Origin of the sequence: Candidatus Caldatribacterium saccharofermentans (assembly GCF_050267035.1) — a bacterium.
Lineage (GTDB): Bacteria > Atribacterota > Atribacteria > Atribacterales > Caldatribacteriaceae > Caldatribacterium > Caldatribacterium saccharofermentans.
In genome coordinates this window covers 39,229-66,181 of the sequence record NZ_CP187957.1, presented here as the reverse complement: position 1 = coordinate 66,181, position 26,953 = coordinate 39,229, and the positions used below count along the sequence as shown (strand labels likewise).

At 54.7% G+C, this 26,953-nt stretch carries 30 protein-coding genes; all 30 read left to right on the top strand.

Annotation, left to right across the window (positions count from 1 at the left end):
• Positions 1-27 precede the first annotated feature (27 nt).
• The 30 genes from ACPT9Q_RS00375 (at position 28) to ACPT9Q_RS00230 (ending at position 26,951) form a co-directional block, all read left to right on the top strand.
• Positions 28-954, top strand: coding sequence for an FAD:protein FMN transferase (locus ACPT9Q_RS00375; protein ID WP_427365934.1), 927 nt, complete (start codon positions 28-30; stop codon positions 952-954).
• Positions 944-1,729: a rod shape-determining protein MreC gene (mreC, locus tag ACPT9Q_RS00370; protein ID WP_427365933.1), complete on the top strand. Its 786-nt coding sequence runs from the start codon at positions 944-946 to the stop codon at positions 1,727-1,729. Before ACPT9Q_RS00375 ends, mreC begins: the two co-directional genes overlap by 11 nt.
• Complete coding sequence (locus ACPT9Q_RS00365) at positions 1,726-2,208, top strand: hypothetical protein (protein WP_017872532.1); 483 nt, start codon at positions 1,726-1,728, stop codon at positions 2,206-2,208. Before mreC ends, ACPT9Q_RS00365 begins: the two co-directional genes overlap by 4 nt.
• Positions 2,198-3,940 carry a penicillin-binding protein 2 gene (mrdA, locus tag ACPT9Q_RS00360; protein WP_427365932.1) on the top strand — a complete coding sequence of 581 codons (1,743 nt, stop codon included), beginning with the start codon at positions 2,198-2,200 and terminating at the stop codon, positions 3,938-3,940. Before ACPT9Q_RS00365 ends, mrdA begins: the two co-directional genes overlap by 11 nt.
• On the top strand, positions 3,937-5,034 hold the full coding sequence (rodA, locus tag ACPT9Q_RS00355) for a rod shape-determining protein RodA (protein ID WP_427365931.1): 1,098 nt from the start codon (positions 3,937-3,939) through the stop codon (positions 5,032-5,034). Before mrdA ends, rodA begins: the two co-directional genes overlap by 4 nt.
• Positions 5,025-6,815 carry a TIGR03960 family B12-binding radical SAM protein gene (locus tag ACPT9Q_RS00350; protein WP_427365930.1) on the top strand — a complete coding sequence of 597 codons (1,791 nt, stop codon included), beginning with the start codon at positions 5,025-5,027 and terminating at the stop codon, positions 6,813-6,815. The genes rodA and ACPT9Q_RS00350 overlap by 10 nt, the downstream gene beginning before the upstream one ends.
• On the top strand, positions 6,781-7,365 hold the full coding sequence (locus ACPT9Q_RS00345) for a TIGR03936 family radical SAM-associated protein (protein WP_017872528.1): 585 nt from the start codon (positions 6,781-6,783) through the stop codon (positions 7,363-7,365). The genes ACPT9Q_RS00350 and ACPT9Q_RS00345 overlap by 35 nt, the downstream gene beginning before the upstream one ends.
• A gap of 3 nt (positions 7,366-7,368) precedes the next feature.
• On the top strand, positions 7,369-8,850 hold the full coding sequence (locus ACPT9Q_RS00340; protein WP_017872527.1) for an Rne/Rng family ribonuclease: 1,482 nt from the start codon (positions 7,369-7,371) through the stop codon (positions 8,848-8,850).
• Positions 8,851-8,911: 61 nt separating this feature from the next.
• Positions 8,912-9,232, top strand: a complete 321-nt coding sequence (rplU, locus tag ACPT9Q_RS00335; protein WP_017872526.1) for a 50S ribosomal protein L21 — start codon at positions 8,912-8,914, stop codon at positions 9,230-9,232.
• Between the two features lie 6 nt (positions 9,233-9,238).
• Positions 9,239-9,499 carry a 50S ribosomal protein L27 gene (gene rpmA, locus ACPT9Q_RS00330; protein WP_017872525.1) on the top strand — a complete coding sequence of 87 codons (261 nt, stop codon included), beginning with the start codon at positions 9,239-9,241 and terminating at the stop codon, positions 9,497-9,499.
• Between the two features lie 3 nt (positions 9,500-9,502).
• Complete coding sequence (gene obgE, locus ACPT9Q_RS00325) at positions 9,503-10,774, top strand: GTPase ObgE (protein ID WP_017872524.1); 1,272 nt, start codon at positions 9,503-9,505, stop codon at positions 10,772-10,774.
• Positions 10,753-11,919: a glutamate 5-kinase gene (gene proB, locus ACPT9Q_RS00320; RefSeq protein ID WP_017872523.1), complete on the top strand. Its 1,167-nt coding sequence runs from the start codon at positions 10,753-10,755 to the stop codon at positions 11,917-11,919. Before obgE ends, proB begins: the two co-directional genes overlap by 22 nt.
• Positions 11,885-13,132 (top strand): glutamate-5-semialdehyde dehydrogenase, encoded by a 1,248-nt coding sequence (locus ACPT9Q_RS00315; protein WP_017872522.1) that lies wholly within the window; start codon positions 11,885-11,887, stop codon positions 13,130-13,132. Before proB ends, ACPT9Q_RS00315 begins: the two co-directional genes overlap by 35 nt.
• Positions 13,133-13,150: 18 nt before the next feature.
• Positions 13,151-13,738, top strand: coding sequence for a nicotinate-nucleotide adenylyltransferase (gene nadD / locus ACPT9Q_RS00310; protein WP_017872521.1), 588 nt, complete (start codon positions 13,151-13,153; stop codon positions 13,736-13,738).
• Positions 13,739-13,745: 7 nt separating this feature from the next.
• Positions 13,746-14,303 (top strand): bis(5'-nucleosyl)-tetraphosphatase (symmetrical) YqeK, encoded by a 558-nt coding sequence (yqeK, locus tag ACPT9Q_RS00305; protein ID WP_017872520.1) that lies wholly within the window; start codon positions 13,746-13,748, stop codon positions 14,301-14,303.
• On the top strand, positions 14,300-15,223 hold the full coding sequence (locus ACPT9Q_RS00300; protein ID WP_017872519.1) for an LCP family protein: 924 nt from the start codon (positions 14,300-14,302) through the stop codon (positions 15,221-15,223). The genes yqeK and ACPT9Q_RS00300 overlap by 4 nt, the downstream gene beginning before the upstream one ends.
• Positions 15,180-15,554 carry a ribosome silencing factor gene (gene rsfS, locus ACPT9Q_RS00295; RefSeq protein ID WP_017872518.1) on the top strand — a complete coding sequence of 125 codons (375 nt, stop codon included), beginning with the start codon at positions 15,180-15,182 and terminating at the stop codon, positions 15,552-15,554. Before ACPT9Q_RS00300 ends, rsfS begins: the two co-directional genes overlap by 44 nt.
• Positions 15,555-15,629: 75 nt before the next feature.
• Positions 15,630-16,823, top strand: coding sequence for a methionine adenosyltransferase (gene metK / locus ACPT9Q_RS00290; protein ID WP_017872517.1), 1,194 nt, complete (start codon positions 15,630-15,632; stop codon positions 16,821-16,823).
• A 17-nt stretch (positions 16,824-16,840) separates the two neighbouring features.
• A complete protein-coding gene (ahcY, locus tag ACPT9Q_RS00285; RefSeq protein ID WP_017872516.1) occupies positions 16,841-18,097 on the top strand; it encodes an adenosylhomocysteinase in 1,257 nt (418 codons plus the stop codon).
• Positions 18,098-18,161: 64 nt separating this feature from the next.
• The gene (gene rpsF, locus ACPT9Q_RS00280) at positions 18,162-18,542 is read left to right on the top strand and encodes a 30S ribosomal protein S6 (RefSeq protein WP_017872515.1); all 381 of its coding nucleotides are present in this window, start codon (positions 18,162-18,164) and stop codon (positions 18,540-18,542) included.
• Entirely contained in the window at positions 18,520-18,888 is a 369-nt protein-coding gene (locus ACPT9Q_RS00275) for a single-stranded DNA-binding protein (protein WP_017872514.1), read from the top strand. The genes rpsF and ACPT9Q_RS00275 overlap by 23 nt, the downstream gene beginning before the upstream one ends.
• Positions 18,889-18,902: 14 nt before the next feature.
• On the top strand, positions 18,903-19,154 hold the full coding sequence (gene rpsR, locus ACPT9Q_RS00270) for a 30S ribosomal protein S18 (RefSeq protein ID WP_017872513.1): 252 nt from the start codon (positions 18,903-18,905) through the stop codon (positions 19,152-19,154).
• 9 nt (positions 19,155-19,163) lie between these two features.
• Complete coding sequence (locus tag ACPT9Q_RS00265) at positions 19,164-20,069, top strand: DUF2232 domain-containing protein (protein ID WP_017872512.1); 906 nt, start codon at positions 19,164-19,166, stop codon at positions 20,067-20,069.
• Between the two features lie 14 nt (positions 20,070-20,083).
• A complete protein-coding gene (rplI, locus tag ACPT9Q_RS00260) occupies positions 20,084-20,563 on the top strand; it encodes a 50S ribosomal protein L9 (protein ID WP_017872511.1) in 480 nt (159 codons plus the stop codon).
• A gap of 49 nt (positions 20,564-20,612) precedes the next feature.
• Positions 20,613-21,893: a replicative DNA helicase gene (gene dnaB, locus ACPT9Q_RS00255; protein WP_017872510.1), complete on the top strand. Its 1,281-nt coding sequence runs from the start codon at positions 20,613-20,615 to the stop codon at positions 21,891-21,893.
• A gap of 17 nt (positions 21,894-21,910) precedes the next feature.
• Positions 21,911-22,771, top strand: coding sequence for a PAC2 family protein (locus ACPT9Q_RS00250; RefSeq protein ID WP_017872509.1), 861 nt, complete (start codon positions 21,911-21,913; stop codon positions 22,769-22,771).
• A 65-nt stretch (positions 22,772-22,836) separates the two neighbouring features.
• Positions 22,837-24,156, top strand: coding sequence for a diaminopimelate decarboxylase (gene lysA / locus ACPT9Q_RS00245; RefSeq protein WP_017872508.1), 1,320 nt, complete (start codon positions 22,837-22,839; stop codon positions 24,154-24,156).
• The gene (gene dapB / locus ACPT9Q_RS00240) at positions 24,153-24,941 is read left to right on the top strand and encodes a 4-hydroxy-tetrahydrodipicolinate reductase (RefSeq protein WP_017872507.1); all 789 of its coding nucleotides are present in this window, start codon (positions 24,153-24,155) and stop codon (positions 24,939-24,941) included. Before lysA ends, dapB begins: the two co-directional genes overlap by 4 nt.
• 10 nt (positions 24,942-24,951) lie before the next feature.
• Positions 24,952-25,809: a diaminopimelate epimerase gene (dapF, locus tag ACPT9Q_RS00235; RefSeq protein ID WP_427365929.1), complete on the top strand. Its 858-nt coding sequence runs from the start codon at positions 24,952-24,954 to the stop codon at positions 25,807-25,809.
• Entirely contained in the window at positions 25,788-26,951 is a 1,164-nt protein-coding gene (locus tag ACPT9Q_RS00230; protein ID WP_017873134.1) for an LL-diaminopimelate aminotransferase, read from the top strand. The genes dapF and ACPT9Q_RS00230 overlap by 22 nt, the downstream gene beginning before the upstream one ends.
• Positions 26,952-26,953 lie beyond the last annotated feature (2 nt).

Sequence of the window (26,953 nt, the reverse complement as noted above, 5' to 3'; positions counted from 1 at the left end):
TGGGCACTCCCCCTCCTTGGAGGGGTGGTGTTGTTTTTCCCCCTGTTTTTCCGCGACGCCTTCGTGCGGCAAACCTTCCTCGGCTTTGACACCTTTGTCGAGGTTACTCTCCCGCGGCGATACGCCTTTCTTTTTTCCGAAATTGATGTCCTTGTTCGCCGTTACGATGCCCTCTGGAATCGTTTCTCTTCTCAAAGCCTTGTACACCGAATCAACACCGCCTCTTCTTGGGTTCCCCTTGACGAGGAGACGTTTAACCTCCTGAAAGAGGCTTTTGCACTTTCACAGAAGACCCGTGGTATGTTCTGTCCCCTCATCGGAGGACTTGTGGATCTGTGGGGATTCCCCCGAACTCCTCGCGTTCCCGAACCCTGGGAAATAGCAAGAGAACTCCAGGTAATTCGCGAAAGTACTATAATGTTTGATGAGCGAGAAAGGTCAGTCCTCCGGAGAGGGGGGGCTCAGCTTGACCTTGGGGGCATTGCTAAGGGGTATTTTGTGGACCTCCTCACCCAGCTTCTCAGAGAGCGGAATGTTGGGAGTTTCCTGATCAATGCGGGAGGAACGGTTTCTGGTCTGGGCAGGGTATGGAAGGTGGGTGTTCTCCATCCCCGAAGGGCGGGACTTCTGGGGAGGATCGCCGTGAACGGACTCTGTGTGTCCACTTCAGCAGACACCTTTCGGTTCTTTGAGGTGGACGGGAAGCGATACCACCATATTCTCAACCCCCAGAGCGGCTATCCAGGGTCGACGTTTGTCAGTGTAACCGTTGTTGCTTCGAGAGGAACGGTAGCTGACGTCCTTTCGACAGCCCTTATGGCTGGGGATGAATCCTTTCTCGCTCAGGTTCTCCAGGAATTTCCTGACGTTGCGGTCCTTGCGGTGCGGAAGGACGGAGAGATCTTCTTTTCTCCAAAGATGCAAGAAATCTTTGAGGGTAACCGTGAACCGTAAAGCGGTGTTTTTCCTTGTGCTCTTTTTTGGTGTTCTCCAGGCCATGGTGTTTCTTGCCCATTCCCCAAGGGGAAGGGAAGTCCGGGCAATCCGCGTTCTTGCTCTTCCCCTGTATCGGGGTGAGCTTGTCGTGTACCGAGTATTCCATTCCTTTTCGCAGCTTCTCCAGGAGAAGGAAGTCCTCCTTGCAGAGAACGAACGCCTGAGAAGAGAACTCGGTATGCTTCAGAGTGAGAACGTCCTTCTGCGGGAAGAGGTGGAACGCCTCCGGATGGAAGTCGAAGCGGCGCAGATTGAACGACGTCTCTCCTTCGAAGTTGTACCGGCTCAGGTCATTGGTCGGGATCCCTACGACTGGCTTGGAAGCATAGTCATTGACCGGGGGAGAGAGGATGGAGTGACCGAGGGTCTTGCCGTTGTTACGTACCAGGGTATGGTAGGGCGGGTAGAACGGGTCTATCCCCGCTATGCTGAGGTTCGTATGCTCCTTAGTCCTTCTTTCGCTTTGGGGGTTCTTGTGCAGCGGACAAGGGACCTGGGCGTCCTTGTGGGGAATGGAAAGGGACTGTGCCTTGTCAAGTACATTTCCCGGACCTCTCAAGTCGGAGAAGGGGATTTGGTCATTACTTCAGGCCTTGGAGAGAAGATTCCTCGAGGTGTGGTGGTAGGGAGAGTTCGTGAAGTGCGGGAACGGAGCGGTGACCTCTTTAAAGAGGTTGTGGTGGAACCAGCCTGTGACTTTTCAGCTCTGGGGAAAGTGTTTGTTATCCGATGACCGTCTGGGACGATGTCTTCGTGAGTTCTTTTGCAGTGCTTCTTGAGCTTTTGTGTATTTCCTTCTTTGCCCTGGGGTTTCCTCCTCTGTACTATATCAACGTCCTCATTCCCGTCGGGGTGCTGTTCCTCCTTACAGGGGAGCGTTTCCTCTTCCGCCTTGCTCTGCTCTTTGGCATGGCCTTTCTGCTTGAGGTCTTTTCCTTTGCCCCCTTTGGTTTGTGGTTTTTCCGGATTGCCATGCTCTTGGGAAGCGCCTTCCTCTGGATGGAGATTTTCTCCCGGGGTGTAACATCCCTTTCGGTATTCGTTGTGGTGTATCCCCTTCTGGAGCTTCTCCTGGAGCGACTGGTGCTCCCTGTCGTGGGTTCTGATGTTCTTCCTTTTTTGGGGCTGTTTCTTGGGAAGCTCATGAGCGCTGTCGCCGGGGTCTTTCTCCTTTCCCTCTGGATGGGCTGGGGGGACCACCATGTGGAATGAGCGGATAGAGGAGAGGATTCGCCAGAGAGTGGCAGCGGCACTCTGGATAGGGATTGCTCTTTTCGTTGTTCTCTCGGCCCGGCTCTGGTACCTTTCGGTTCTGCGGGGAGAATGGTTTCGGGAGCGATCGGAGCGGAACAGGGTGCGGGTTGTCTTTCTCGAAACCCTCCGGGGGAATATCTACGATCGCCGTGGTGTTTGCCTTGCGGAGGATATTCCCCGATTCCGCCTTGTTTTCCTCGTGGGAAGCAGTGACGAAAAGCTCGTCATGAAACGAATTCGGGAGATTTTAAGAAGGGACATCGTCTTTTCTCTTCGCGAACGTGCTCCGGGAGAGCTTGTGCTCCTTGAAGACCTTCCTCTTGAGGATGTGGCGAAAATTGAGGAGAACTCGGAGCATCTCCCCGGGGTCCTCGTTGAGGTATACCCTGCTCGAAAGTACAGAGACGGGGAGGTTGCGGCTTCGCTCCTCGGGTATGTGGGGAGGGTGGGCCCCGAGGAATTGAAAGTCCTTGGCAAAATGGGGTACCGGAACGAGGACCGAATAGGGAAAAGCGGGGTGGAATCCTTCTACGAGAGCCTCCTTCGAGGTGAGGAAGGGTACCGGCGTGTTGAGGTTGACGCCCTGGGAAGGGTTGTGCAGGTTCTCGATTTCCAATCTCCCCGTTTCCGGTATTCCCTGCAACTCACCCTCGATTGGGAACTCCAGAGAACCTGCTATGAAGCTTTAGGGAGGCGAAACGGCGTGGTGCTTGTGGGGGATCCGGCAACTGGAGAAATCCTCGCGTTTGTGAGTAAACCAAGCTTTGACCCCAACCTCTTCAGTCGGGGCCTGAGTCTTAAGGAGTGGCTGGACCTTCTTGAGCAGAAATCCAACCCCCTTCTGGCCCGTCCTACTCAGGCACTGTATCCTCCTGGCTCGCTTTTTAAGATTCTCATCGCCCTTGCAGCTTTGGAGGAACAGGTGGTGACTTCACGGGAATCGTTTTTTTGCCCTGGCTACCTGGAGTACGGGAACTGGAAGTACCTCTGTTGGAAAAGGGGAGGTCATGGAAGGGTGACCTTTGAAGAGGCTATTGCCGAATCGTGCAATGTGGTCTTCTATACTCTGGGATTACGGCTGGGTCCGGAGCGGATTGCCCGCTATGCGAGGATGTTCGGTCTTGGGCAGGATGCTCATCTCGACCTCCCAGGGGTGAAGACCGGCTTTTTCCCCACGCCTGAGTGGAAGCGGGAGGTTCTGAAAGAAGCATGGTATCCAGGAGATACTATGAACCTCTCCATCGGTCAGGGGTATCTCCTCGTTACTCCTCTTGAAATGTACCTCCTCCTTTGCACGGTGGCCAACCGGGGAAAGGTTTACGACCCTCACGTGCTCTGGAGAGTCCTTGATGAAAACGGGAAAGTCGTAAAGGAAGTGAAACCCTCCCTCCGGAGGACTGTTGCGCTTCGCCCTCAAACCTGGGATACTGTTATTCGGGGTATGGAGAAGGTTGTAACTCAGGGAACGGGATTCAACTGCCGGGGATTACCGGTGAAACTTGCAGCCAAAACCGGTACGGCTCAGAACCCTCATGGGAAAGAGCACTCCTGGTTTGGAGGGTTCTTCCCCTCCGATCGTCCGAAGTTTGTTTTCCTTGTCCTTGTTGAGCACGGAGGGGATGGTAGTGGTGAGGCTGCCCTGGTGGCACGAAAGGTCATTGAGTGGATTCTTCAGAACCGGGGAGTATGATGCGGCGGGAACACTTCTTTGTGCTCGTGACTTTATGTTTATGCATCCTGGGTGTCGTTGCCGTGTATAGTGTTGACCCGCTGAGGGATGAGGGGTTTGGGCCAAAGAGCTTTTTTGGAAGACAGGTTCTCTGGAATGCCGTGGGATGGGCACTCTTTCTTCTCTTCCGTTTTTCCGATTTCCAGTGGCTCTTCCGGCGAAGCTGGTTGTGGTACCTTTTTTCGGTGCTTTCGCTGGGTGCAGTGCTCATTTTTGGAGAGAGCGATGAAACGGGGGCAAAGCGATGGCTCTTTTCGCGGTCGGTCCAACCTTCGGAGTTCGCTAAGCTCGCTCTGCTCTTCTTTTTGAGCTCGTATCTGAGCACCAACCGGGATGAACTGGACTTCTGGAGTCTTCTGGTCAAAAGTGCGTTCTTCGTTGCTGTTCCCACGCTTCTCGTTTTCTTGCAACCGGATCTTGGAACGGCCCTGGTGCTTGGGGTACTGTGGTTTGGGGCCCTTTTTATCGGGGGATGGCACAAACGGAAACTCGGTCTTCTCCTTGGTCTTTTTGCCGGTCTTTCGCCCCTTTCATGGTTCATCATGAAAGATTACCAGAGGAAACGAATTCTCGCCTTTCTTAATCCCTGGAAAGACCCCCTGGGAAGTGGGTACAACGTCGTGCAATCCCAGATTGCCATTGGTTCTGGGGGATTTCTGGGTCAGGGATGGCTTTCGGGGAAACAGACCCAGCTTCGGTTTTTACCCGCCCGGTACACCGACTTCATCTTTGCCGCTTTCTGTGAGCAGTTCGGTTTTGCCGGGGGCATGGTTCTTCTAACCCTTTTCATTCTCTTTTTCTGGATTGTTCTTGAGGTGGCACAGCGGGTGGAGAACTTGGAGGAGCGGCTCTTCGCTGCTCTTTTCGGTATCCTCTTTCTCTTCCAGGTCGGTATCAACGTAGGGATGAACCTCGGGATCGCCCCGGTAACGGGTATTCCCCTTCCCTTCGTGAGCTATGGAGGGAGTTCGCTTCTCGTCCACCTTGCAGGTGCCGGAATGATTGCCCGCTTGATCTGGAGGACGGAGCAGGAGGAAAGAGAACGATGGATATAGAGCGTCAGCTTTTCTATGACACAACGCTCCTTTCGGTGGAGCGACCCGGGAGATATCTGGGACGAGAATGGAACATTATCGTCAAGCCCGAGCAGGATATTCGGTACACGGTGGCTTTAGCTTTTCCCGATGTGTATGAAGTGGGCATGTCCCACCTTGGACTTCGCATTCTCTACGGGCTACTGAACGCCCTGCCTGGAGTTCAGGCAGAGAGGGTATTTGTTCCCTGGCCTGACATGGGGAAGAAAATGAAGGAGATGGGCATCCCTCTATTTTCTCTTGAGCGGAAAAAACCGGTGGTTTCCTTTGACCTTCTGGGCATTAGCCTGCAGCACGAGCTGAGTTACACCAGTGTCCTGTATCTCCTCGACCTTGCGGGGATGCCATTGCGCCAGAGCGAGCGAGATGGGCGGTTCCCCCTTGTTCTTGGAGGGGGACCATGCACGGTGAATCCGGAGCCCCTCGCGCCTTTCTTCGACGCGTTTTTCATCGGGGAGGCGGAGGAAGTTCTGGGGGATATCATTATGGCCCTTGTGGAGATGAAGGGGCAGAGAAAGGATGTTCTCCTCGAGGAGCTCTCCCGTTTCCCCGGGGTTTACGTTCCCTCGCTTCCTCCAAGGCAACCTGTTCGGCGCCAGATTGTGAAGGACCTCGAACACGCCTTTTTCCCCTCAAAGATGGTGGTCCCCTATGTTGCAATTGTCCATGACCGTGTGACTGTGGAGATCGCCAGGGGATGCACACGGGGATGTCGCTTCTGTCAGGCAGGCATGATTTATCGGCCGAAGCGGGAGCGGACGCCCGAGCGAGTAATTGAGCTTGCTCTGGAGCTCCTTCGAAGCAGCGGCTACGGAGAGGTTTCGCTTCTTTCTCTAAGCAGCAATGATTATTCACGGATTGAGGAGCTTGTGGACAGGCTTTCCCGCCTTCTTGAGCCGTACCGGGTCAGTGTGTCTTTGCCGTCCCTTCGCATGGACGCTTTTAGCGTGCGCCTTGCGCAGAGCCTGCGGAGGGTCCGGAAGAGCACCCTGACCTTCGCACCCGAGGCAGGAACCGAGAGGTTGCGGAACATCATTAACAAAGGATTGCAGGATGAGGAAATCCTCAGAGCGGCAGAGAGTGCCTTTTCTGCGTCATGGCAGGAAATTAAACTGTACTTTATGATCGGGTTACCCTTTGAGGAAGAGGATGACATCCGGGGAATCGGTCGCCTCGTTGGGGAAATCCTCAAGGTTGGAAAGAGTGTGAAGAAGAACGCAGGGGTCCACCTGAGCATTGCGGCCTTTGTCCCGAAACCCCACACACCCTTCCAGTGGGTTCCTCAAGATCGCAAGGAAGTGCTTGAAGAGAAGATTCGCCTCCTGAGGGATTTCTTCCGGCCTTTACAGTCCCGAGTCCGTTACCACTGGTCTTCCTTTGAGATGAGCCAGATTGAAGCTTTGCTGGCCCGGGGGGACCGTAGGCTCGCCAATGTGCTTTTGCGGGTGTACCGCAAGGGAGGAATTCTCGAGGGATGGCAGGAGCATTTCCTGATGCGGCGATGGGAAGAAGCGCTTGAAGAGGAAAGTCTTGACCTTTCCTGGTATCTCTACCGGAGCCGATCCTTCGACGAGGTATTCCCCTGGGAACATATATCCTGTGGGGTGAGTAAGGCTTTTCTCTGGGAAGAGTACCAGAGGGCGCGCCAGGGACTTCCCAGTCCTCTGTGCTCGCTAAAAAACTGCACGCGGTGCGGGGTGTGTGGCAGTGGAGAAGTTTCGCTATCGGATACAGCATTGTAAACTTGCTCCTTTCCATCTTCTGGCCCATCTTGACGTGTATCGGACGTGGGAACGGGCTTTCCGCCGTGCAGCGATACCGGTGCTGTACTCCCAAGGTTTCAACCCTCGTCCGCTCTTCTCTTTCCCTTTCGCCACTCCTTTGGGGATTGAGAGTAAAGCGGAGTGTTTTGAGGTGTTCTGTGGAGAGCCACTCCCACCCTGGGAGCTTCAAGAGCGGCTAAATCGGGAAGTCCCTGAGGAACTGGCTGTGACGCAGGTCCAGGCCCTTGCATCCTTTGATCCTCCGGTGCAGAGGGTGCTCCGGGGCATTGTGTACACTTTCTTTTTTCCTGCGTCTTGGAGTCCCAAAGAAGAGTGGACACTCCCTGAGGGCATCACGGTATACTCTTTGGCGGGGTCCTCTCCTGTGGTATCATTTCTCTTTAAGGGGGAGAAGGTGCTGTGGAATCCCCTGAAGCTCGTTGCTTTCCTTGAGACGAATTCTGGCTGTCCTTTTCCCAGAAGAATTGTGAGGGAAAGGCTACTTCTTTGGGAAAGGAATGGAGGATGAGGTTTGCGGAGAGATATCGTCATTGACATGTCTGAGGTTGAAACGCGGGCAGCGCTCCTTGAAGACGGGAAAGTTGTAGAGTTCTTTTTCGAGCGGGCGGTGGAGTTGCGCCTTGCGGGGAATATTTACAAGGGCGTTGTGGAGAACGTCCTTCCTGGGATTCAATCAGCTTTTGTGAACATCGGTCTTGACAAGAACGCTTTTCTCTTCATCGGTGATATGCTTCTTGACGAGAAGCGGAAAGATGTCAAAATTGAGCATCTTATCCGGGTTGGGGAGGAAATCATCGTTCAGGTGGCCAAGGAGCCTATGGGAACGAAGGGCGCTCGGGTCTCCACGAAGATCACCCTTCCTGGGAGATACGTGGTCTTCATGCCTGGTATGGACGTTGTGGGGGTGTCGCACCGCATAGCATCAGGCGAGGAACGGGAGAGGTTGAAGAGGATTGTGGAGCGGATACGCCCCAACGGTTCCGGTATCATCGTTCGGACTGCTGCGGAGGGGAAAAGCATCGAAGAAATTCGGGAAGACATTGAATCCCTGGTCCGTCTCTGGCATCGTATCCAGAAGAAAGCCGAAATCACCACAGCTCCTGCTCTGCTTTACCAGGAGGCGAGTCTCATCTATGCTCTGGTGCGGGATATTGTGGATGAGAGCGTGGAGAATATCTGGATTAACTCCTTTTTCGGGTACCAGAAGCTCAGAGACTTCATGGAGTCTCTGGTTCCCCATCTCGCGGAGCGGGTTCATTTCTTTGAGGGTCGAGAGAACATCTTTGAACATTTCGGTCTCCAGAAGGAAATCGAACGCGCTCTGAGCCGAAAGGTCTGGCTTCGTAGCGGCGGATACCTTGTGTTTGATCGGACTGAGGCTATGACAGTCATTGATGTAAACACCGGGAAGTTTGTGGGCAAGAAAGACCTCCAGGACACCATTCTGAGAACCAACCTCGAAGCTGCAGAGGAAATCGCCCGGCAGGTTCGTCTGCGGGACATTGGGGGGATTATCCTCATCGACTTCATTGACATGGAGAAAAAGGAGCACCGCCGGCAGGTTGTCCGTGCTCTTGAGGAATTCCTGAGCCGGGATCGAACAAGGTGTACGGTTGTGGATATGAGCGAACTCGGCCTTGTGGAGATGACGAGAAAACGCGTTCGAAAAAGCCTTGACTCGCTCCTCCGCGAACCGTGCCCTTTTTGCGAGGGAGAAGGAAGAGTGCTTTCGCTTGAAACCGTAGCCGTAAATTTCCTGCGCAAGGTTGAGGAAATCTGCCGCCACACGTCTTCTTCGGTTCTTGGCTTTGTGGTGGGGGAGGAGCTTGGAGGGTATCTCGCCTCGGAGGGTGAGCGGTTCCTGCAGAATCTCCAGAAACTCTACAGAAAAGAAATCCTCTGGAAGGTGAGTAGAAACCTGCCGCCCCGGAGGTACAGCATTGTCGGGGTGGGTGACGAAGAAATCCGGGCGCGAATGCAGGAAGTCCCATGACCGTTTGACGGAAAGAAGTATCTGTGGTAAATTACCATCCGTCTTTGGGAGGTGAAATGCCGTGTTTGCCATCGTGGAAGCAGCAGGAAAGCAATACAAGGTTACCGAGGGTTCACTGCTTCAGGTAGACTGTGTGCTGGCCCCGGTGAATGAGGAAGTGGCTTTTGACCGGGTACTCTTGGCCCGAAAGGATGGAGAAATCCTCGTAGGTAGACCTTATCTTGAGAATGTGCAGGTCAGGGGACGGGTTCTCGGTGTGGGGAAAGGGAAAAAGGTCATTGTTTTCAAGTACAAACCCAAGGTGAATTACCGACGCAAGAAGGGGCATCGTCAGCCGGTAACCCTTGTGCGGATTGAGAAGATAGAGATCAAGGAGGCATGATGGGGTATGGCGCATAAAAAGAGCGGTGGAAGTGCGAGGAATGGTCGGGACAGCAACCCCAAGTACCTTGGGGTTAAGGCCTATGGAGGGCAATTCGTCCGGGCTGGGAGCATCATCGTCCGGCAACGGGGAACCCACATTAAACCGGGGAAGAACGTGGGAGTTGGACGGGACTACACGCTTTTTGCCCTGAAGGATGGCTATGTGGTCTTTGAGACCAGAAAGGGGCGGAAGTGGGTTTCAGTACTCTCCCAGGTCCCTGCGTAGTTCATGTTTGTTGATCGTGCATTCATAGAGGTCCGAGGTGGCAGAGGAGGGGATGGGGCAATTCACTTTCGCCGGGAAAAATACGTCCCCCGTGGCGGCCCAGATGGAGGGGATGGGGGCGATGGGGGGAGTGTTTTTTTGCGTGCTTCTTCCCGGAAGAAGACCCTTTACGATGTAGCCCTGCAGCCCCTGTACCAGGCACCACCTGGAGAGCCGGGGCATGGGAAGAAGAAGCATGGTGCAAAGGGGGAAGATATCGTCATCGAGGTTCCCGTGGGGACGCAGGTTTTTGATGCCGAGACTGGGGAACTCCTTGCTGACCTTATGGTGGACGGCATGGAGGTGCTCGTTGCCCGGGGTGGTCGGGGAGGACGGGGAAACGCATCGTTTGCCACTGCAACGAATCAGGCACCCCGCGTTGCTCTGCGGGGGGAAGAGGGAGAAGCGAGAAAGCTTCGTCTTGAGCTTAAACTCATTGCCGATGTTGGGCTTGCGGGCCTTCCCAATGCGGGGAAGTCCACTCTGCTTTCTGTGGTGAGCGATGCCCGGCCACGCATTGCTCCTTATCCTTTCTCGACGCTCCATCCCACTCTGGGTGTGGTGCAACACCGGGATGAACGTTTCGTCATGGTTGATATCCCTGGAATTATCGAAGGGGCAAGCCAGGGAGCGGGACTGGGTCTGGAATTCCTGCGGCATGTAGAACGGGTGCGGGTCGTCCTCTGTCTTGTGGATATGGCGTTTCCGTACTCCGGTGACCCGTGGAGGGACTTTTCTATTCTTCGCCAAGAATTCTCCCAGTACAGCGCGTCGCTTCTTGAGAAACCTTTCATTGTGGTGGGGACAAAACTCGATCTCCCTGAAGCACAAACAAGGTGGGAGCACTTTGCCTGGGAGCTGGCTCGGGAAGGCATAGCCGGGGTTGGCATTTCAGCGGTGACCCGTTTCGGTCTCTCTGAGCTTTTGGACAAGGTGGTGGAACTTTTGAGGTTGAAGCAGGAGGAGGTTCCCTCTCCTTCCTCTCTGGGGAAAGGGGGCGCACAGGGACGTTCCCCGCGAGTATACCGTTTTGCCTCGCGTTTTCTGGAAAAGCTTGTAAAGGAGTGTCCTCCCGAAAAGGACGAGGCTTCCTTCCACAGAGAACTCGAGAGATCGGGTTTTCTCCGGTACCTTGAAGCCTTACCCCCGGGAAGCACGGTGGAGATTGGGTCCTACCGGTTTGTCTGGACGGGAAGAGGGCTTGCGCTTTCGCAATGGAACGGAAAACAATCGTAACGAACGCTCGTCGTCTCGTGGTCAAAGTGGGTTCTTCGCTTCTCGTTGATGGATTTTCCCTCTCTCAGGGTCGGTTGCGGAGTCTGGCCAAAAGCATTGTGGAGGCCAGAGCGCAGGGGAGAGAGGTAGTCCTGGTCTCTTCGGGAGCGGTTGCCTGTGGCATGAGTGCCCTTGGTATCACCCGACGGCGCAACGACATTCCCTTCAAACAGGCAATGGCAGCAGTGGGTCAGGGAATACTCATGCAGCACTACTGTTCTGTCTTTGCGGAGTTCGGCGTGAGGGTTGCGCAGATTCTCTTGGCTCCCGAGGATGTCCACAACCGCTCAAAGTACCTGAATGCCCGGAACACCTTTGAAGCCCTCCTGCGGCTGGGGATAGTCCCCATTGTGAATGAGAACGATACAGTGGCGGTAGAGGAAATCAAGTTTGGCGATAACGATCGCCTTTCAGCCCTTGTGGCCTCGATTGTTGATGCCGACCTTTTGATCATCCTTTCCGATGTTGAGGGTCTGTACACCGACGATCCACGCCGGTTCCCCCAGGCGGAACTCATCCCTGAAGTTCGGGTCATCGATGAGGAGATTGAGCGAATGGCAAAGAGGGAGGGGAGCACTTTTGCTACTGGAGGTATGCGCAGCAAGATCCTTGCGGCAAGAATTGCCACCCTCTCGGGGATTGGGGTCATCGTTGCCTCGGGGAAGGATTTTGGTATTCTCCTTCGCCTTCTTGCAGGAGAGGCTTTGGGGACGTTCTTCTATCCTGCAGAGCATTCCCTGCGAGGGAAGAAACGGTGGATTGCCTTTGGTATGATCCCTCAGGGACAGGTTGTGGTGGATGAGGGTGCAAAGAGAGCGCTCTTTGAGAAGAAGAGTCTTCTCCCTGCAGGAGTGGTGGATGTTCTGGGGCGATTCGAGGCAGGAGACTGTGTGGAGGTTGTGGGTGAAGATGGCGAGCTCATCGGGAGGGGCATTGTGAATTACTCCTCGGAAGAACTGGAGAAAATTCGAGGGTTGCGGAGCACGAGAATAGAAGAAATTCTGGGTCAGGGGGACTGGAGTGAGGAGGTCATCCACGCTGATGATTTCGTGTTTCTGGGAGGGAAGTATGATGGAGACCATCCGGGAAATTGCCAGAAAGGCTAAGGAAGCTGCTTCAGTTCTTGCCGGTCTCTCTTCGGAGGCGAAGAACCGCTTCCTGTTGCATCTTGCGGAGAAACTCTTGGAACGCAAGCAGGAGATTCTTGAAGCGAACGCTCTGGACCTTGAGCGGGGGAAAGCTTCGGGGATGAAGCAGGCATTGCTCGATCGCCTGGCTCTGAATGAGAAACGCATTGAGGCCATGGCTTCCGGCCTCCGGGATATTGCGGCCCTACCCGATCCGGTTGGAGAGGTTATCGATGGTGCAAGGAGACCTAATGGTCTTCTTGTGACGAGAGTCCGTGTTCCCCTGGGGGTTGTGGCTATCGTTTACGAGGCACGACCCAACGTGACAATCGATAGCGTGGGGTTGTGTCTCAAGGCTGGAAATGCCGTGGTTTTGCGAGGAAGCAGTTCTGCTCTTTCCTCCAACAGAGCGCTGGTGAAGATTGTCCATGAGGTGCTCCGGAGATGCGATATCCCTGAAGATTGTGTGGGGCTCATTGAAAGCGAAAGCCATGAAGATGTGAAGGTTCTCCTCGCCCTCCGAGAGTACATCGATGTAGCCATCCCAAGAGGTGGGGCAGACCTCATTCGAACGGTCATCGAAAACTCCCGTGTTCCGGTCATCGAAACGGGCGTTGGGAATTGCCACGTTTACGTGGATGATGCTGCGGACCTCGACATGGCTGAACGAATCGTCATCAACGCCAAAACACAGCGTCCCAGTGTCTGCAATGCCTGTGAAACGCTTCTTGTCCACAGAAGCATTGCCCCTGTTTTCCTTCCTCGCATTGTCCGGGCCCTTCAGGAAAAGGGTGTGGAGGTGCGGGGCTGTGAGGAAACGCAACGCATTGTCCCGGGGGTGGTTCCGGCCACCGAGGAAGACTGGTATACTGAGTACCTCGATCTCATTATCGCTGTCCGTGTGGTTGGAAGTCTCGACGAGGCCATCCGTCACATCAACACCTACGGTTCGCACCATTCCGACGCTATCGTGACCTTGAATTACGCCCATGCCCTGGAGTTCCTCAACCGGGTGGATTCTGCGGCGGTTTTTGTAAATGCTTCCACCAGATTCACCGATGGAGGAGAATTCGGTATGGGGGCAGAAATCGGCATCAGCACCCAGAAACTCCATGCCCGGGGTCCTATGGGCCTGCGGGAGCTCACGACCTGGAAATTTGTTGTGTATGGTTCAGGACAGATCAGGGAATAGTGGGGAAGGTGGGAAGAGTTGCCCAAAAAGGGTATCATGGGAGGAACCTTTGACCCCATCCATTACGGTCATCTTGTGACCGCTGAGGAAGTGCGGGACTATTTTGGGCTTGATGAGGTTGTCTTTGTCCCCTCGGCACGACCTCCCCACAAAATCGGTCAGAAAATCACCGATCCTGAACATCGTTACCTTATGGTGGTCCTTGCCACCATCACGAACCCCTATTTCAGTGTTTCCCGCGTGGAAATTGAGCGACCCGGACCCTCTTATTCTGTCGATACGGTGCGGTATTTCAGGGAGCTTTGGGGAGGGGATACGGAGATTTACTTCATCACTGGTGCTGATGCCTTTGCCCAGATTTCAACCTGGAACAACCCGGAAGAGCTTCTCCGTCTGTGTACCTTTGTGGCTGCAACGCGTCCCGGGTACCGCCTGCAGCATCTCGAGGGACCACTGAAGGACCGGGTCAAGATTATAGAGGTCTCGGCTTTAGCTATCTCGTCTTCCGAGATTCGCCGGAGAGTCAGGCGGGGTGAATCCATTAAATACCTTCTCCCAGAGGCGGTGGAGAACTATATTTACAAGAACGGACTGTATCGAGATTAATAAGGCTTTGGATTTTCTCAGGGTGGTGCTTTCCCCTCCCCGGGTTGCCCATTCCCTGCGGGTGGCAGAGGAAGCGGAACACCTTGCTGCTGTTCACGGAGAAGATACCTTCCGGGCGTACCTTGCAGGTCTTTTGCATGACTGTGCCCGTGATCTTCCTTGGGAAACTCTGAGAGAATTCCTTCCACCGTACATCCAGGAGAGCGATTTCCCCATTCCCGAGATCTTCCACGCTCTCGCTGCCCCTGCGATTATTGAGCGGGAACTGGGCCTTCGGGATTTTCGGATTTTCCGGGCAATTCGCTGGCACGCCACAGGCTGCGAGTGGATGTCCGCGTTCGACAAAGTTGTCTTTGTGGCCGATATCGCCGAGCCTGGCCGGGATTTCCCCGAAGCTCGGGAAATCCGTCAACGGGCATACTCTGACCTCCGGGTGGGGTATATCCTTGCGTTGCGGGCGAAGATAGAGTACCTTCTCAGGACCTATGGCGTTATCGCTCTGGAGAGCCTCCGTTCCTGGAATCGGGAAATCAGCATGCTGCGAAAAGAAGGGAAAATGTTATGAGACGGAGCTGGAAGATCTTCTACCTCATTCTCGGCTTTCTCATCGGTTTTGGTGGACTCTTTACCCTTGCGCTCTTTGGAGTTCGGGCTCCGTTCCGATGGACGGTTGTGAAAAAAGTCATGGGGTATGTGACTCCCGAAAATACTTGCATTCTCATTGTGGGACAGGATAACATCAAACCCCTGCGGAGTGACACCATCATCCTGGCTTTTGTGAACACTAAATCGGGAGAGGTGTTCCTCCTCTCCGTCCCGAGGGATTCGCGGTTACTCATCCCGGGTGTTGGATACGATAAGGCCAACCATGCATACGCTCGGGGAGGTATTGAACTCCTCAAAAAGACCCTGGAGGAAAGTCTGGGTATAGAGGTTCCCTATTTCGTCGAGGTGAACTACGACGCCTTTGAGAAGGTGGTGGACGCCCTGGGAGGCGTGGAGATTGAAGTGGAGAAGCCGATGTACTATGTGGACCGTGCTCAGGGCCTTTTCATCAACCTCAAGCCGGGGAAACAGGTGCTCAACGGAGAGAAAGCCCTGCAGTACGTTCGCTTCCGTCATGACCCTCTGGGGGACATTGGCAGAATCAAGCGCCAGCAGGCTTTCCTTCAGGCGCTCATTGCCAAAGCTCAGGACCCTTCAACACTGGCCCACCTTCCGGCGCTCTTTGAAAGCCTCAAGCAAGCTTTGCACACCAATATCCCCCTTGAGAATATCCTGCAGCTTGCTCTGTGGTTTAAGGGCCTCGAGGAGAAGGCGGTCACCATGGATATTCTGCCGGGAGAGCCGGTTTATCTCAACGGGTTGAGTTTCTGGGAACCTCAGCTTGACGTTGCCCGGGAGAAAATTCACGGATTCTTCGCCAGGGAGAGGAGTGGCGGTGAAGGTTCAGGAGAAAATCCGGAGGGTCAAGGAGGCCATTGAGCGGAAGAAGGCCTTTGATATCACTATTCTGGACCTGCGAGGTCTTTTTCCTTTTTCAGACTACTGGGTTCTCTGTAGTGGTTCCTCTCCGATTCAGACCAGAGCCATTGCTGAGGAAGTCCTCGAACACCTTGAGGAGGTCGGGGTTCGTCCTTTCCACGTGGAGGGAGAGGACACCGGAGAGTGGATTCTCCTCGATTATGGGGAAATCATCGTCCATGTTTTCCGGCAAGAGGAGCGAGAATTCTACAATCTCGAGAAGCTCTGGCAAAGGGCCCGGGTGGTGTACTCGGAGCGCGACGGACTTGACCTTCTCCACGAAATTGGTTGACTTTTTCAAGGGGGTGTGTTACCTTTATCCTTTGATTTTCCTGGGAAAACGGAGAGCGTGAAGGGAGGTAGCAGGATGGCGCGAAAGTACCAAATTACTTCTGAATCCGTCACCGAAGGTCACCCGGACAAAATCGCTGACCAGATTTCCGACGCCATACTCGATGCCGTTCTCGCCGAGGACCCCTATGGTCGGGTGGCAGTGGAGACGCTTGTGGCTACGGGACTGGTACTCGTTGCCGGTCAGATGACGACGACGACCTACGTTGATATCCCTCGTATTGCCCGGAATACCGTACGGGATATCGGGTATACCCGGGCCAAATACGGTTTTGATTTTGAGACCTGTGCAGTGCTCACGGCCATTGATGAGCAATCACCGGACATTGCCCTTGGGGTGAACCGTTCCTTGGAGGTCAAAATGGGCGAAGAAGTGGAGGATGAGGAGCTTTCTCTTGGAGCTGGAGACCAGGGGATGATGTACGGGTATGCCTGCAACGAAACCCCGGAGCTCATGCCTTTTCCTATTGCCATGGCCCATGCTCTGGCTTTTCGTCTGGCCGAAGTTCGCAAGAAAGGAATTCTCCCGTACCTTCGTCCTGATGGGAAAACCCAGGTAACAGTGGATTACGAGAACGACCGTCCTGTCCGCATTGATACCATCATCGTTTCCGCTCAGCACCATCCTGATATCTCCCTTGAAACGCTTCGGGAGGACATTATTGAACACGTCATTCGTCCGGTAATCCCTCCCGAGTTCCTTGACTCCCGTACCCGGATTCTTGTGAACCCCACGGGGAGATTCGTCATTGGCGGTCCCCAGGGGGATACGGGGCTCACCGGACGGAAAATCATCGTGGATACCTATGGGGGAGTTGGCAGGCATGGTGGCGGATGTTTTTCTGGCAAGGATCCCACCAAGGTCGACCGCTCGGGGAGTTACGCAGCGCGATACGTGGCAAAGAACATCGTTGCTGCTGGCTTTGCAGACCGCTGTGAGTTCCAGATTGCTTACGCCATAGGTGTTGCCCGGCCCGTCTCGATGGCCGTCAATACCTTTGGAACGGGGAAGATCCCCGATGAGAAGATTCTCGAGATTGTCAGAGAAGTTTTTGACCTCCGTCCCGGGGCTATCATCAAGAACCTCAAGCTCCGTCGACCTATTTACAAGAAGACTGCCGTGTATGGCCACTTTGGACGGAACGACCCGGATTTCAGCTGGGAGAAAACTGACAAGGTCGAGATCCTTCGAGATCTGGCAGGATTCTGAGGGAAAGGAGCCCGGATATGACCTATCACGTGCGGGACTTGGGATTGGCTCTTCTGGGGAGGCAAAAGATTGACTGGGCTTTCAGGGAGATGCCTGTTCTGCGAGAAATCGCCGCCCGGTGGCGCACATCCCGTCCTCTCCAGGGTATACGGGTGGGTGCCTGTCTCCATGTGACTGCTGAGACAGCGGTTCTTGCCATCACCCTGAAGGAAGGTGGAGCAGAGGTTTTCCTCTGTGCCTCAAATCCTTTAAGTACCCAGGATGACGTGGCGGCGGCGCTCGTCCAGGACTTTGGCATTGCTGTTTTTGCGCTCCGCGGAGAGGACAGAGCCACCTATTACGACCACATAGAGCGCGTGCTGGATGCTCAACCTCATATCACCATGGACGACGGTGCGGACCTCACCTCGACAGCTCACAGAAGGGGTGGCACAACGCTCAGTGGGATTCTGGGAGGGACTGAGGAAACAACCACAGGTGTTATCCGGCTCCGCAGCCTCGCCCAGAGCGGACAGCTGGCCTACCCCGTTATTGCGGTGAATGATGCTGATACCAAGCACATGTTCGACAACCGTTACGGAACAGGGCAGAGCACGATAGAGGGAATTCTCAGGGCAACGCACTTGCTTCTTGCGGGGAAGCGGTTTGTGGTTGTGGGGTACGGGTGGTGTGGCCGTGGCATTGCCCTTCGGGCACGGGGTATGGGAGCGAGGGTCGCTGTGGTTGAGGTTCATCCTGTGCGAGCCCTGGAAGCCCTTATGGACGGCCACGAGGTTATGTCCATGAGCGAAGCAGCCTCGTGGGGCGAGGTCTTCGTCACCGCCACCGGGAATGTTGCGGTGATTCGGAAGGAGCACTTTCTCCTCATGAAGGACGGGGCGGTTCTGGCTAACGCTGGCCACTTTAACGTTGAAATCGACATCGAGGGACTTGAGGAGCTCAGTGTGACCAAGCAGGTGGTTCGACCAATGGTGGAGGAATACACGCTGCGAGACGGAAAGAGGTTGTACCTCCTTGGGGAAGGCCGGCTTGTGAACCTGGCGTGTGCTGAGGGTCATCCCTCATCGGTCATGGACATGAGTTTTGCCAACCAGGCGCTTTCTGTGGCATACCTTGTGCAGCATGCATCAAACCTTGAAAAGAGGGTATACCGGGTGCCCCAGGAAATCGACGAGGAGGTTGCTCGCTTGAAGCTTGCTGCCCTTGGGGTGCGGCTTGAAGAGATGACTCCTCGCCAGCGGGCCTATCTGGCCTCGTGGCAGGAGGGTACCTGAAAAGGGGAATCCCTGCCCCATCCTTCTGGATGGGGCCATAGTCCGAAGGGAGGAGAGAGCGACTATGCAGGAGTACGAACTGGGAGTTGTCATTCGACCGACGCTCACTGAAGATGGTGTCCAGAGTGTTGTGGAAAAACTGAAGAACACCATCGTGGACCAGGGCGGTGTGGTGAATGCCGTGGATTTCTGGGGGAAGCGTAGGCTCGCCTATCCTATTGAGAAACAGAGGGAAGGTTACTACGTCTTCCTCCGCTTTGCGATTTCCCCCAGAAACGTCGCCGAGGTGTCCCGGGTTGTCCGGTACACCGAGGATATCCTCCGTCACATCCTGGTGAAAGAGGAAAAGGCGCGTTCTAAGGAAAAGCCTCAGGCGCCCGAAGAGGCAGAAGTCCAGGCCCTGACGGGCGAAAGGGAGACGGATGTCCCGACCCAGTCTGAATAAGGTTTTTCTCATAGGTTTTCTCACCCAGAGCCCGGTGGTCCGGTATGCACCCAACGGGACCCCGGTGACGAGCTTTCCCCTTGCCGTTTCGCGGGGAGTGAGCAGTGAGGACAACCGGGAGTATTTTGACTACCTCTACATTGTCGCGTGGAGGGACCTTGCGCTTTTTTGCGGGGAAAACCTGAAGCGGGGAGACTGGGTCTTTGTGGAGGGAAGGGTCCAGGTGCGGACTTTTGAGGATCAGGGAGGCCAGAAGCGAAAATCGTATGAAATCGTGGCCTCTGAGGTAAAACGCCTTACGGGATGTTCGCCGGTGGTTGAAGAGAAACACTTTGAATTTTTCTGAGAGGAGGATAAGAGGTGGCAGTAGAACGTGAGGAACGTGTTGCCAGGAAGAGGTTCTTCCGGAAGAAGAAAAAAGTCTGCATTTTCTGTTTGGGGAAAGCCCACATCGACTATAAAGACGTGGAGACGCTCCAGAGATTTCTGAGCGAGCGGGGAAAGATTATCCCTCGCCGCATCAGTGGAAACTGTGCAAAGCACCAGAGGAGGCTTGCCCAGGCCATAAAGCGGGCACGAGAGATGGCTCTTTTGCCGTATATCATTGAGTGACCTCGATGTATGAGAAATGTTCGTTCAACCGTTGAGGGTGCCTTTTTTGCCGCCCTCACGGTCATTCTCTACCTTGCTTCCATTTACCTTCCCGTTCTGGGGATTCTAGTGAGTTTTTTGTGTCCCTTGCCGGTGATGTTTCTCGTTATCCGGTGGGACGCACGTTTAGGGATACTGGCTTCCTGTGTGGCCAGTCTTTTAGTTTTCGCCCTTGCGGGGTTTTTGCAGGCGATGACATGTCTTTTAGGGTTTTCCCTTCTGGGCATTGCCATGGGCCTGACGGTGAAGAGAGGATATGATTTTCCTGAAATTCTCCTGGTTAACACCCTTGTTTCTCTGTTCTCAAAGTTTGTCCTCCTTGGTGTTGTCCTCCTTGCTACGGGAAAAAATCCGCTTACTGAAAATCTCCTCCTCCTCGAGGAGACGGTACGGAGGACACCCTGGGTTGGTCAGAATCTCCCCGGCGCGGGAGACCTGGTGAGCCTTATCAAGCTTGTGATGCCCGCTCTCCTCATTGTGGCGTCGCTTTTTGATACGGGGTGCAACTTCCTCCTTGGGCGGTGGATTGGGAAGAGAATCGGCCTCGCTTTTCCTGAGGTTCCCCCCTTTTCTGAGTGGCGACTGCCAAGGTCTGTTTTCTGGGCCTTTGTTCTGGGGTGGGTGTTCATCCTCTTTGGGGGTACTTCTCTTTTGGGGAGGATTGGAGTCAACGTCCAGGTTGTGACGCAGCTACTCTTCCTTCTTGAGGGGCTTTCTCTGGTATACTATTTCCTGGAGAAGTACATTCGCTCCAGAGCGGTTCGAGTTGCCATTCTCGTCTTCTTGCTTTTCCAGCCGCTGTTTTCTTTCCTCCTCAGCTGGCTGGGAGTGTTCGACGTCTTCATTGATTTCCGGAAATTGCGCTCGAAACAGTGAAGGAGGTTGAGAGCATGAAGGTTATCCTCCTGCAGGATGTGGAAAATCTCGGGAAAGAAGGTGACGTGGTCGAGGTTCGCCGGGGGTATGCTCGCAATTACCTGTTGCCGAGAAAACTCGCCGTCCTGGCCACAGAGGCAAATATTTCCCAGATTGAGGCCATCCGCCGCAGGAAGGCGATGGCAGAGGAGAAAGAGCTTCAAGAGGCCCAGGCTCTTAAGAAGCTCCTCGAGGGTATGATTCTCGAATTCCGAAAAAAAGCTGGCGAAACGGGAAAGCTCTATGGTTCTCTGACCTCAAAAGAGATTGCCGAACGTGTTGCCCAAGCAATTGGACGGGAATTTGACCGAAAGTACATCGACCTTGAGGAGCCCATCAAGGACCTTGGGGAACACAGGGTGAGGGTGAATCTCGGGCGGGGTGTAACAGCAACCCTCACGGTGAAAGTTCTCCCGGAAGAAACTGGCGGCGAGGTGTCGACTTCTGAGCATTGATCGCATTCCTCCGCACAGTGTTGAGGCTGAGCAGGCGACGCTGGGATCGATGCTCCTTGACCGGGAAGCCCTCCTGAAGGCGCTTGAAATCCTGCGTCCTGAGGACTTTTACTACGAAGCGCATCGGATCATTTTCGAGAGCATGGTCGAGCTCTTTGGTGAGGATAAAGTCTGCGATCTGGTGACCTTGGCTGAGAAACTCAGGCAGAAGGGGAAGCTTGAGAGTGTCGGCGGTATGGAGTACTTGGCCCAGCTGGTCAACGTTGTTCCGACGGCAGCAAACGTCGAGTACTACGCCCATATCGTGGAGGAGAAGTCCCTTATTCGATCGCTCATTCAGCTGTGCACACGCATCATCCGGGAGGGTTACGAAGCCAGGCTCGAGGCGGACGAACTCCTCGATCAGGCCCAGAACCTCATTCTCCAGCTTTCCCAGAAACGAATTCGTTCTGACTTTGTTCCCCTCAAAGAGGTGGTCAATGAGGCGTTTGACCGCATTACTGAGCTTTACCATCGTGATGAACACGTCACGGGTGTTCCTTCAGGATTTGTCGACCTTGATGTCCTCACCGCAGGTTTCCAACCCTCCGATTTCATCGTTGTGGCTGCTCGTCCGGGCATGGGGAAAACGAGCTTCTGTCTAAACATTGCCCAGTACGTCGGTGTGGAGAAGAAAATCCCCGTGGCCATTTTCAGCCTTGAGATGTCGAAGGACCAGATTGCCCAGCGTATGCTCTGCAGCGAAGCCCGCATCGACGCAGGGAGAGTACGGAAAGGATTCCTTACAGAGAGAGACTGGCCTCAGCTGGCTCATGCAGCGGGGAGGCTTGCTGAGGCCCCGATTTTCATCGACGATACCCCGAGTATATCGGTGCTTGAACTCCGGGCAAAAGCCCGTCGCCTCAAGGCCGAGAAGAACCTTGGTCTTATTATTATCGACTATCTCCAGCTCATGAAGGGTTACGGTCGTTCCGAAAACCGCCAGCAGGAGATTTCCGAGATTTCCCGTTCCCTGAAGGCTATGGCGAGGGAGCTCAACATCCCCGTTATTGCTGTTTCCCAGCTGAGTCGTGCCGTGGAGCAACGAAGTCCCAAACGACCCCAGCTTTCTGATTTGAGGGAAAGTGGCGCCATTGAGCAGGATGCGGACCTTGTCATTCTCATCTATCGGGAGGATTACTACAATCCGAATACGTCGAAGAAGAACATCGCCGAGGTCATCGTGGCCAAGCAACGGAATGGTCCTGTGGGAACGGTTGAACTCCTCTTCCAGAAAGATTTCGCCCGCTTTGAGAACCTTGCCCGTCGGATGCCAGAACCATCGCTGTGAGGAAGGGAAGTGAGTTCATGAGTCGGCTCATCGTTTACCGGAGGCCTGTGCTTCAAGACCCTGTTCTCATTGTGGGTTTCACCGGCTGGATGGATGGTGGAAGTGTCTCTACCGGGACGGTGATGTACCTCAGGGACAAATTGCAGGCAGAAATCCTGGCCCAGATTGAGCCGTACGATTTCTACATTTTCAATCTTCCTGGAAGCATGGAAGAGGTGGCCCAGTTCCGCCCCTATACCCTTATCCGTGAGGGCTTGGTGCAGGAATTCCGCTACCCCCAGAACCACTTTTTCTGCGCCGACGAGAAAAACGTTGTGCTTTTCCTTGGGAAGGAGCCAAACATCCGGTGGCGGGAGTACGTTGACGACATGTTCCTGCTCCTTAAGGAGTTCGGAATCCGGCGGATGATTTTCGTGGGGAGCGTCAGCGGCCTTACCCCCCATACCCGAGAACCCCGGGTCTACTGTTCTGTCTCTGATGAGGCCCTGAAGGAGAAGCTCCTTCCTTACGGAGTTCGTTTCAGTAACTACGAAGGTCCAGCGAGCATCACGACGCTCATGACGGCTACGGCAAGAACAAAAGACGTGGAGATGGTGAACATCGTTGTTGAGATCCCCATGTACGTTCAGGCCACGAATCCGAAAGGCATCCGGGCAGCGCTCCGTGTGCTCTTGCCCTTTGCTGGACTTTCCCTTCCTCTTGACGACCTTGATGCCCTCTGTGACGAATTCGAGAAAAACATCGATAAGCTCGTTGCCGAACGTCCTGAACTTGCTGACCAAATTCGAAAGCTCGAGGAGAATTACGACCAGGAAATTCTTGGGGACGAAGAGAGCTTTCGGGAATGGCTCAGAAGACATGGGATTGACAAGCTGTAAAAAAACCTCGTTGACAGAAACGGTTCCTTGTGTTAATAAAACCAAAAAGTTTCTGGAGGCAGGTAATGTTAGGCCGAAAGAGCGTCAATGCCCTCAATCACCTTGAGATTGGCCGGTGCGACGTTGTAGACCTTGCGAAGCAGTTTGGTACTCCTCTGTACGTCTTCGATGAAGAGGAAATCGTGGAGGCAATGAGGGAGTACCGGGAGGCCTTTGCCCAGCATTACCCGAGTTTCCACGTGGCCTATGCGGGTAAGGCTTTCCTCTGTGGAGCGATGTGTCGTCTTGTGGCTCAGGAAGGTCTCTGGCTTGATGTTGTCTCAGGGGGAGAGTACTTCGTTGCCCTGGGAAGTGGTTTCCCCTGGAACCGCCTGATTTTCCACGGGAACAACAAAACCGATGAGGAACGCGCTCTGGCGCTTCGGGAGGGTGTCGGACGGTGGGTTGTGGACGGCTTTGAGGAGCTTGAGTGCCTTCTGGAGGAGAGCAAACGGTACGTTCATGGCAAGCTCCCCGTTCTCCTTCGTGTTACTCCCGGCGTTGACCCCCACACCCACGCGCACATCACCACAGGAAAGGTTGAGAGTAAGTTCGGTTTCCCCCTCGTTGAGGGGATAGCTGAGAAGGCTTTCCTCCTTGCGGCATCCTCTCCCCATCTTGACGTTCGGGGGGTACACTGTCACATCGGGTCTCAAATACGGACACTTGAGCCTTTCCTGAAGACTGTGGACATCCTTCTGGAGTTCATGGATGCCCTCCGCAAAAACCACGGTCTTGTGCTTGAGGAGCTTGATCTCGGTGGAGGGTTGGGTGTCCCGTACCTTGATGAAGAGAAGGGGGATTTCCCCTCAATTCGTTCCTACGTTGAAGCACTCACCGGGAAAGTGCGGGAGAAGTGTCTTTCCCTTTCTTACCCTCTCCCGGTGCTCTTTATTGAACCCGGGCGGTCCATCGTCAACACTGCGGGGAGTACGGTGTACCGGGTGGGTTTTGTCAAGGAAATCCCTGGGGTCAAAAAGTACGTCGCTGTGGATGGCGGTATGACCGACAACCCCCGTCCGGTGCTCTACGGAGCCCGGTACCAGGCGCTTTTAGGAAACCGGGTTGAGGGAGAGGAAAAAGAGACGGTGGCCATCGTGGGGAAATGCTGTGAGTCAGGAGATGTGCTCATCCCAGAGATTGAACTCCCAAAGGCGCAGAGGGGAGACATTCTGGTCGTTGAGGGGACCGGTGCCTACAACTATTCCATGGCCTCAAACTACAACCTTATTCCCCGCCCTGGTGTGGTGTTCGTTCGAGATGGTATGGCGCGCCTTGTGGTGCGACCGGAGAGCCTGAGCGATCTTTTGCGGAGAGACGTGATTCCTGAGGAGGGAGCAGGGTGATTCGTGTCTGTGTGGTGGGTGCTGCGGGAAAAATGGGGAGAGAAATCGTGCGGACTCTGGCTCGGGAGAAGGATTTTGTCCTTGTGGGAGCCTGCGATGTGCAGGAAGTGGGGCAGGACGCGGGTGTGCTTTCAGGTGTAGGACCCCTGGGTGTCCTCATACAGGATGACCTTGAACGCGTCCTTGGAGGAAGTGCTCCCCAGGTTGTTTGCGACTTCACCCATGCCGAGGCTTTGCGGAAGAACTTCCCGGTCTTTGTGAAACACCGGGTGGCCATGGTCATTGGCACAACGGGTCTGACCCAGGATGAGATTCAGAGTATGCGCCAGGTTGTGGAGAGCGAGCGGCTCGGATGTGTAATAGCCCCGAATTTTGCCATCGGAGCAGTACTCATGATGTACTTTGCCCGGATTGCCGCGCCCTTCTTCCAGGCGGCGGAGATTATTGAGTACCATCATCCTCAAAAGAAGGACGCTCCTTCGGGCACAGCTCTCAAAACCATTGAGGGGATGGATTCTGGGCATTTCCTGACCCCTGAAGGTCAAGAACTCGTTGCAGGAGCCCGGGGTGGAATGTACCGGGGCGTACGGGTTCACAGTATTCGCCTTCCGGGCTTTGTGGCTCATCAGGAAGTGATTTTCGGTGGAGAGGGGCAGATTTTGACCCTTCGCCACGACTCGCTCAGCCGTTCCTCCTTCATGCCTGGGGTACTGCTGGCGCTCCGGAAGGTCTGTGAGGCCCCGCAGTTCTATTACGGCCTTGAGAGCATTCTGGGACTGGGGTAGGAGGGAGACAATGCGCTTCGTGAAGATGCACGGTCTGGGCAACGATTTCCTCCTCTGTACCCCAGAGATGCGGGGCGATCTTGTCCTTTCTCCCGATGTGGTCCGGAAGCTCTGTGACCGCCATTTTGGCATTGGGGCCGATGGAGTCATTGAGGTTTTGCCCTCAGAGGTCGCGGATGTGCGCATGCGCATCTTCAACGCCGATGGAAGCGAGGCGGAGATGTGCGGCAATGGCATCCGGTGTTTAGCAAAGTTTGCCTTTGAGCGGGGAATGGTGACGGGGGAAACCTTTCGGGTGGAGACGAAGGCGGGTATCATCGTTCCTAGGGTTATCACCGAAGGGGGTCGGGTTGTGAGGGTGGTTGTGGACATGGGAGAACCTCGCTTCCACCCTCGGGAAATCCCTGTGGATGTTCCGGGAGATTCTGCGTTGCATGTGACTGCCATGGTCGATGGTCGGGCATTTGTGCTCAGCGCGGTCTCTATGGGAAACCCTCACGCAGTGATTTTTGAGCTTCCGGAAAATTGGGAACACTTCGGACCGCTTATCGAGCACCACCCGCTCTTTCCCCAACGGACGAACGTGGAGTTTGTGGAGGTCCTCAGTCCGAGAGAAGTGAGGGTGAAGGTGTGGGAACGGGGGGTGGGGGCAACTCTGGCATGTGGCACCGGGGCCTGCGCGGTGGTGGCGGCAGGCGTTGCCCGGGGCGTGCTCGAGCGAAGGGTCCTCGTGCATCTTCCTGGTGGGGCACTCAGTGTGGTGTGGAAAGAGGATGGCTGTCTCTCCCTTGAAGGGCCGGCTGAAGAGGTCTTTGAAGCTCGTCTTTTGAAGGAGGCGGTAGACACGTGGACGTTGCCCAGCGCATAAAGAACCTCCCTCCCTATCTCTTTGCGGAAATTGAGAAGAAAATCGCCCGAGCAAGGGAAGAGGGGAAGGATATCATCGATCTTGGCATCGGGGATCCAGATCTGCCAACTCCGAATTTCCTTGTGGAACGGATGTGCCAGGAGGTGCAGAATCCCGAAAATCACCGGTATCCATCGTATCGGGGACTCTATGCCTTTCGGGAAGCGGTGGCTTCCTGGTACAGGAGGCGCTTTGGAGTTTCCCTTGACCCGGACCGGGAAGTCGTGGCACTCATCGGCTCAAAAGAAGGTATTGCCCATTTTCCCTGGTGTGTGGTGGATCCCGGTGACCTTGTTTTGGCCAGTGACCCAGGATACCCCGTGTACAAGATTGGTACTTTGCTCGCCGGGGGTGTTCCTCTCCCGTTGCCCCTTCTTCCAGGTAACCACTTTCTTCCCGACTTTTCGGCCTTTCCTGAAAGCCTTCTAGAGCGGGTGAAACTCGTCTTTCTGAACTACCCCAACAACCCTACCTCGAGTACGGCTCCTTACGAATTCTTCCAGGAAGTCGTTCGCCTTGCCCATCGGTTTGGCTTCATCGTTGCCCATGATCTGGCGTACTCGGAGATTAGCTTCGATGGGTACAGGGCTCCCTCGATCCTCGAGGTTGAAGGAGCGAAGGAAGTGGCTATTGAGTTCCACTCTCTCTCGAAAATGTGCAACATGACCGGATGGAGAATTGGCTTTGCCGTGGGCAATGCCAAGCTCATCGAGGCTCTGGGACGGGTGAAAACCAATATCGATTCAGGGATTTTCAATGCCATTCAGTGGGTGGGTGTGGAAGCCCTGGCCAGAGTCGAGGAAGCCCTGGAGGGCATTATCCCCGTGTATACGGAGCGGCGAAACCTTGTGGTGGAAACCCTGCGGGCCCTTGGGTTTGACCTCCCCTATCCCAAGGCGACCTTCTATGTCTGGATTCCCGTACCTTCGGGGTTCACTTCGATGAGCTTTGCAGAGTTTCTCCTCGATCGGGCGCAGGTAGTGGTGACACCAGGTGTGGGATTCGGGAAATACGGTGAGGGGTTTGTGCGCATTTCCCTTACGACACCCTCTTTGAGGCTCAAAGAGGCAATGGAGCGAGTGGTCCGCGCTCTGGGTGGGTGAGA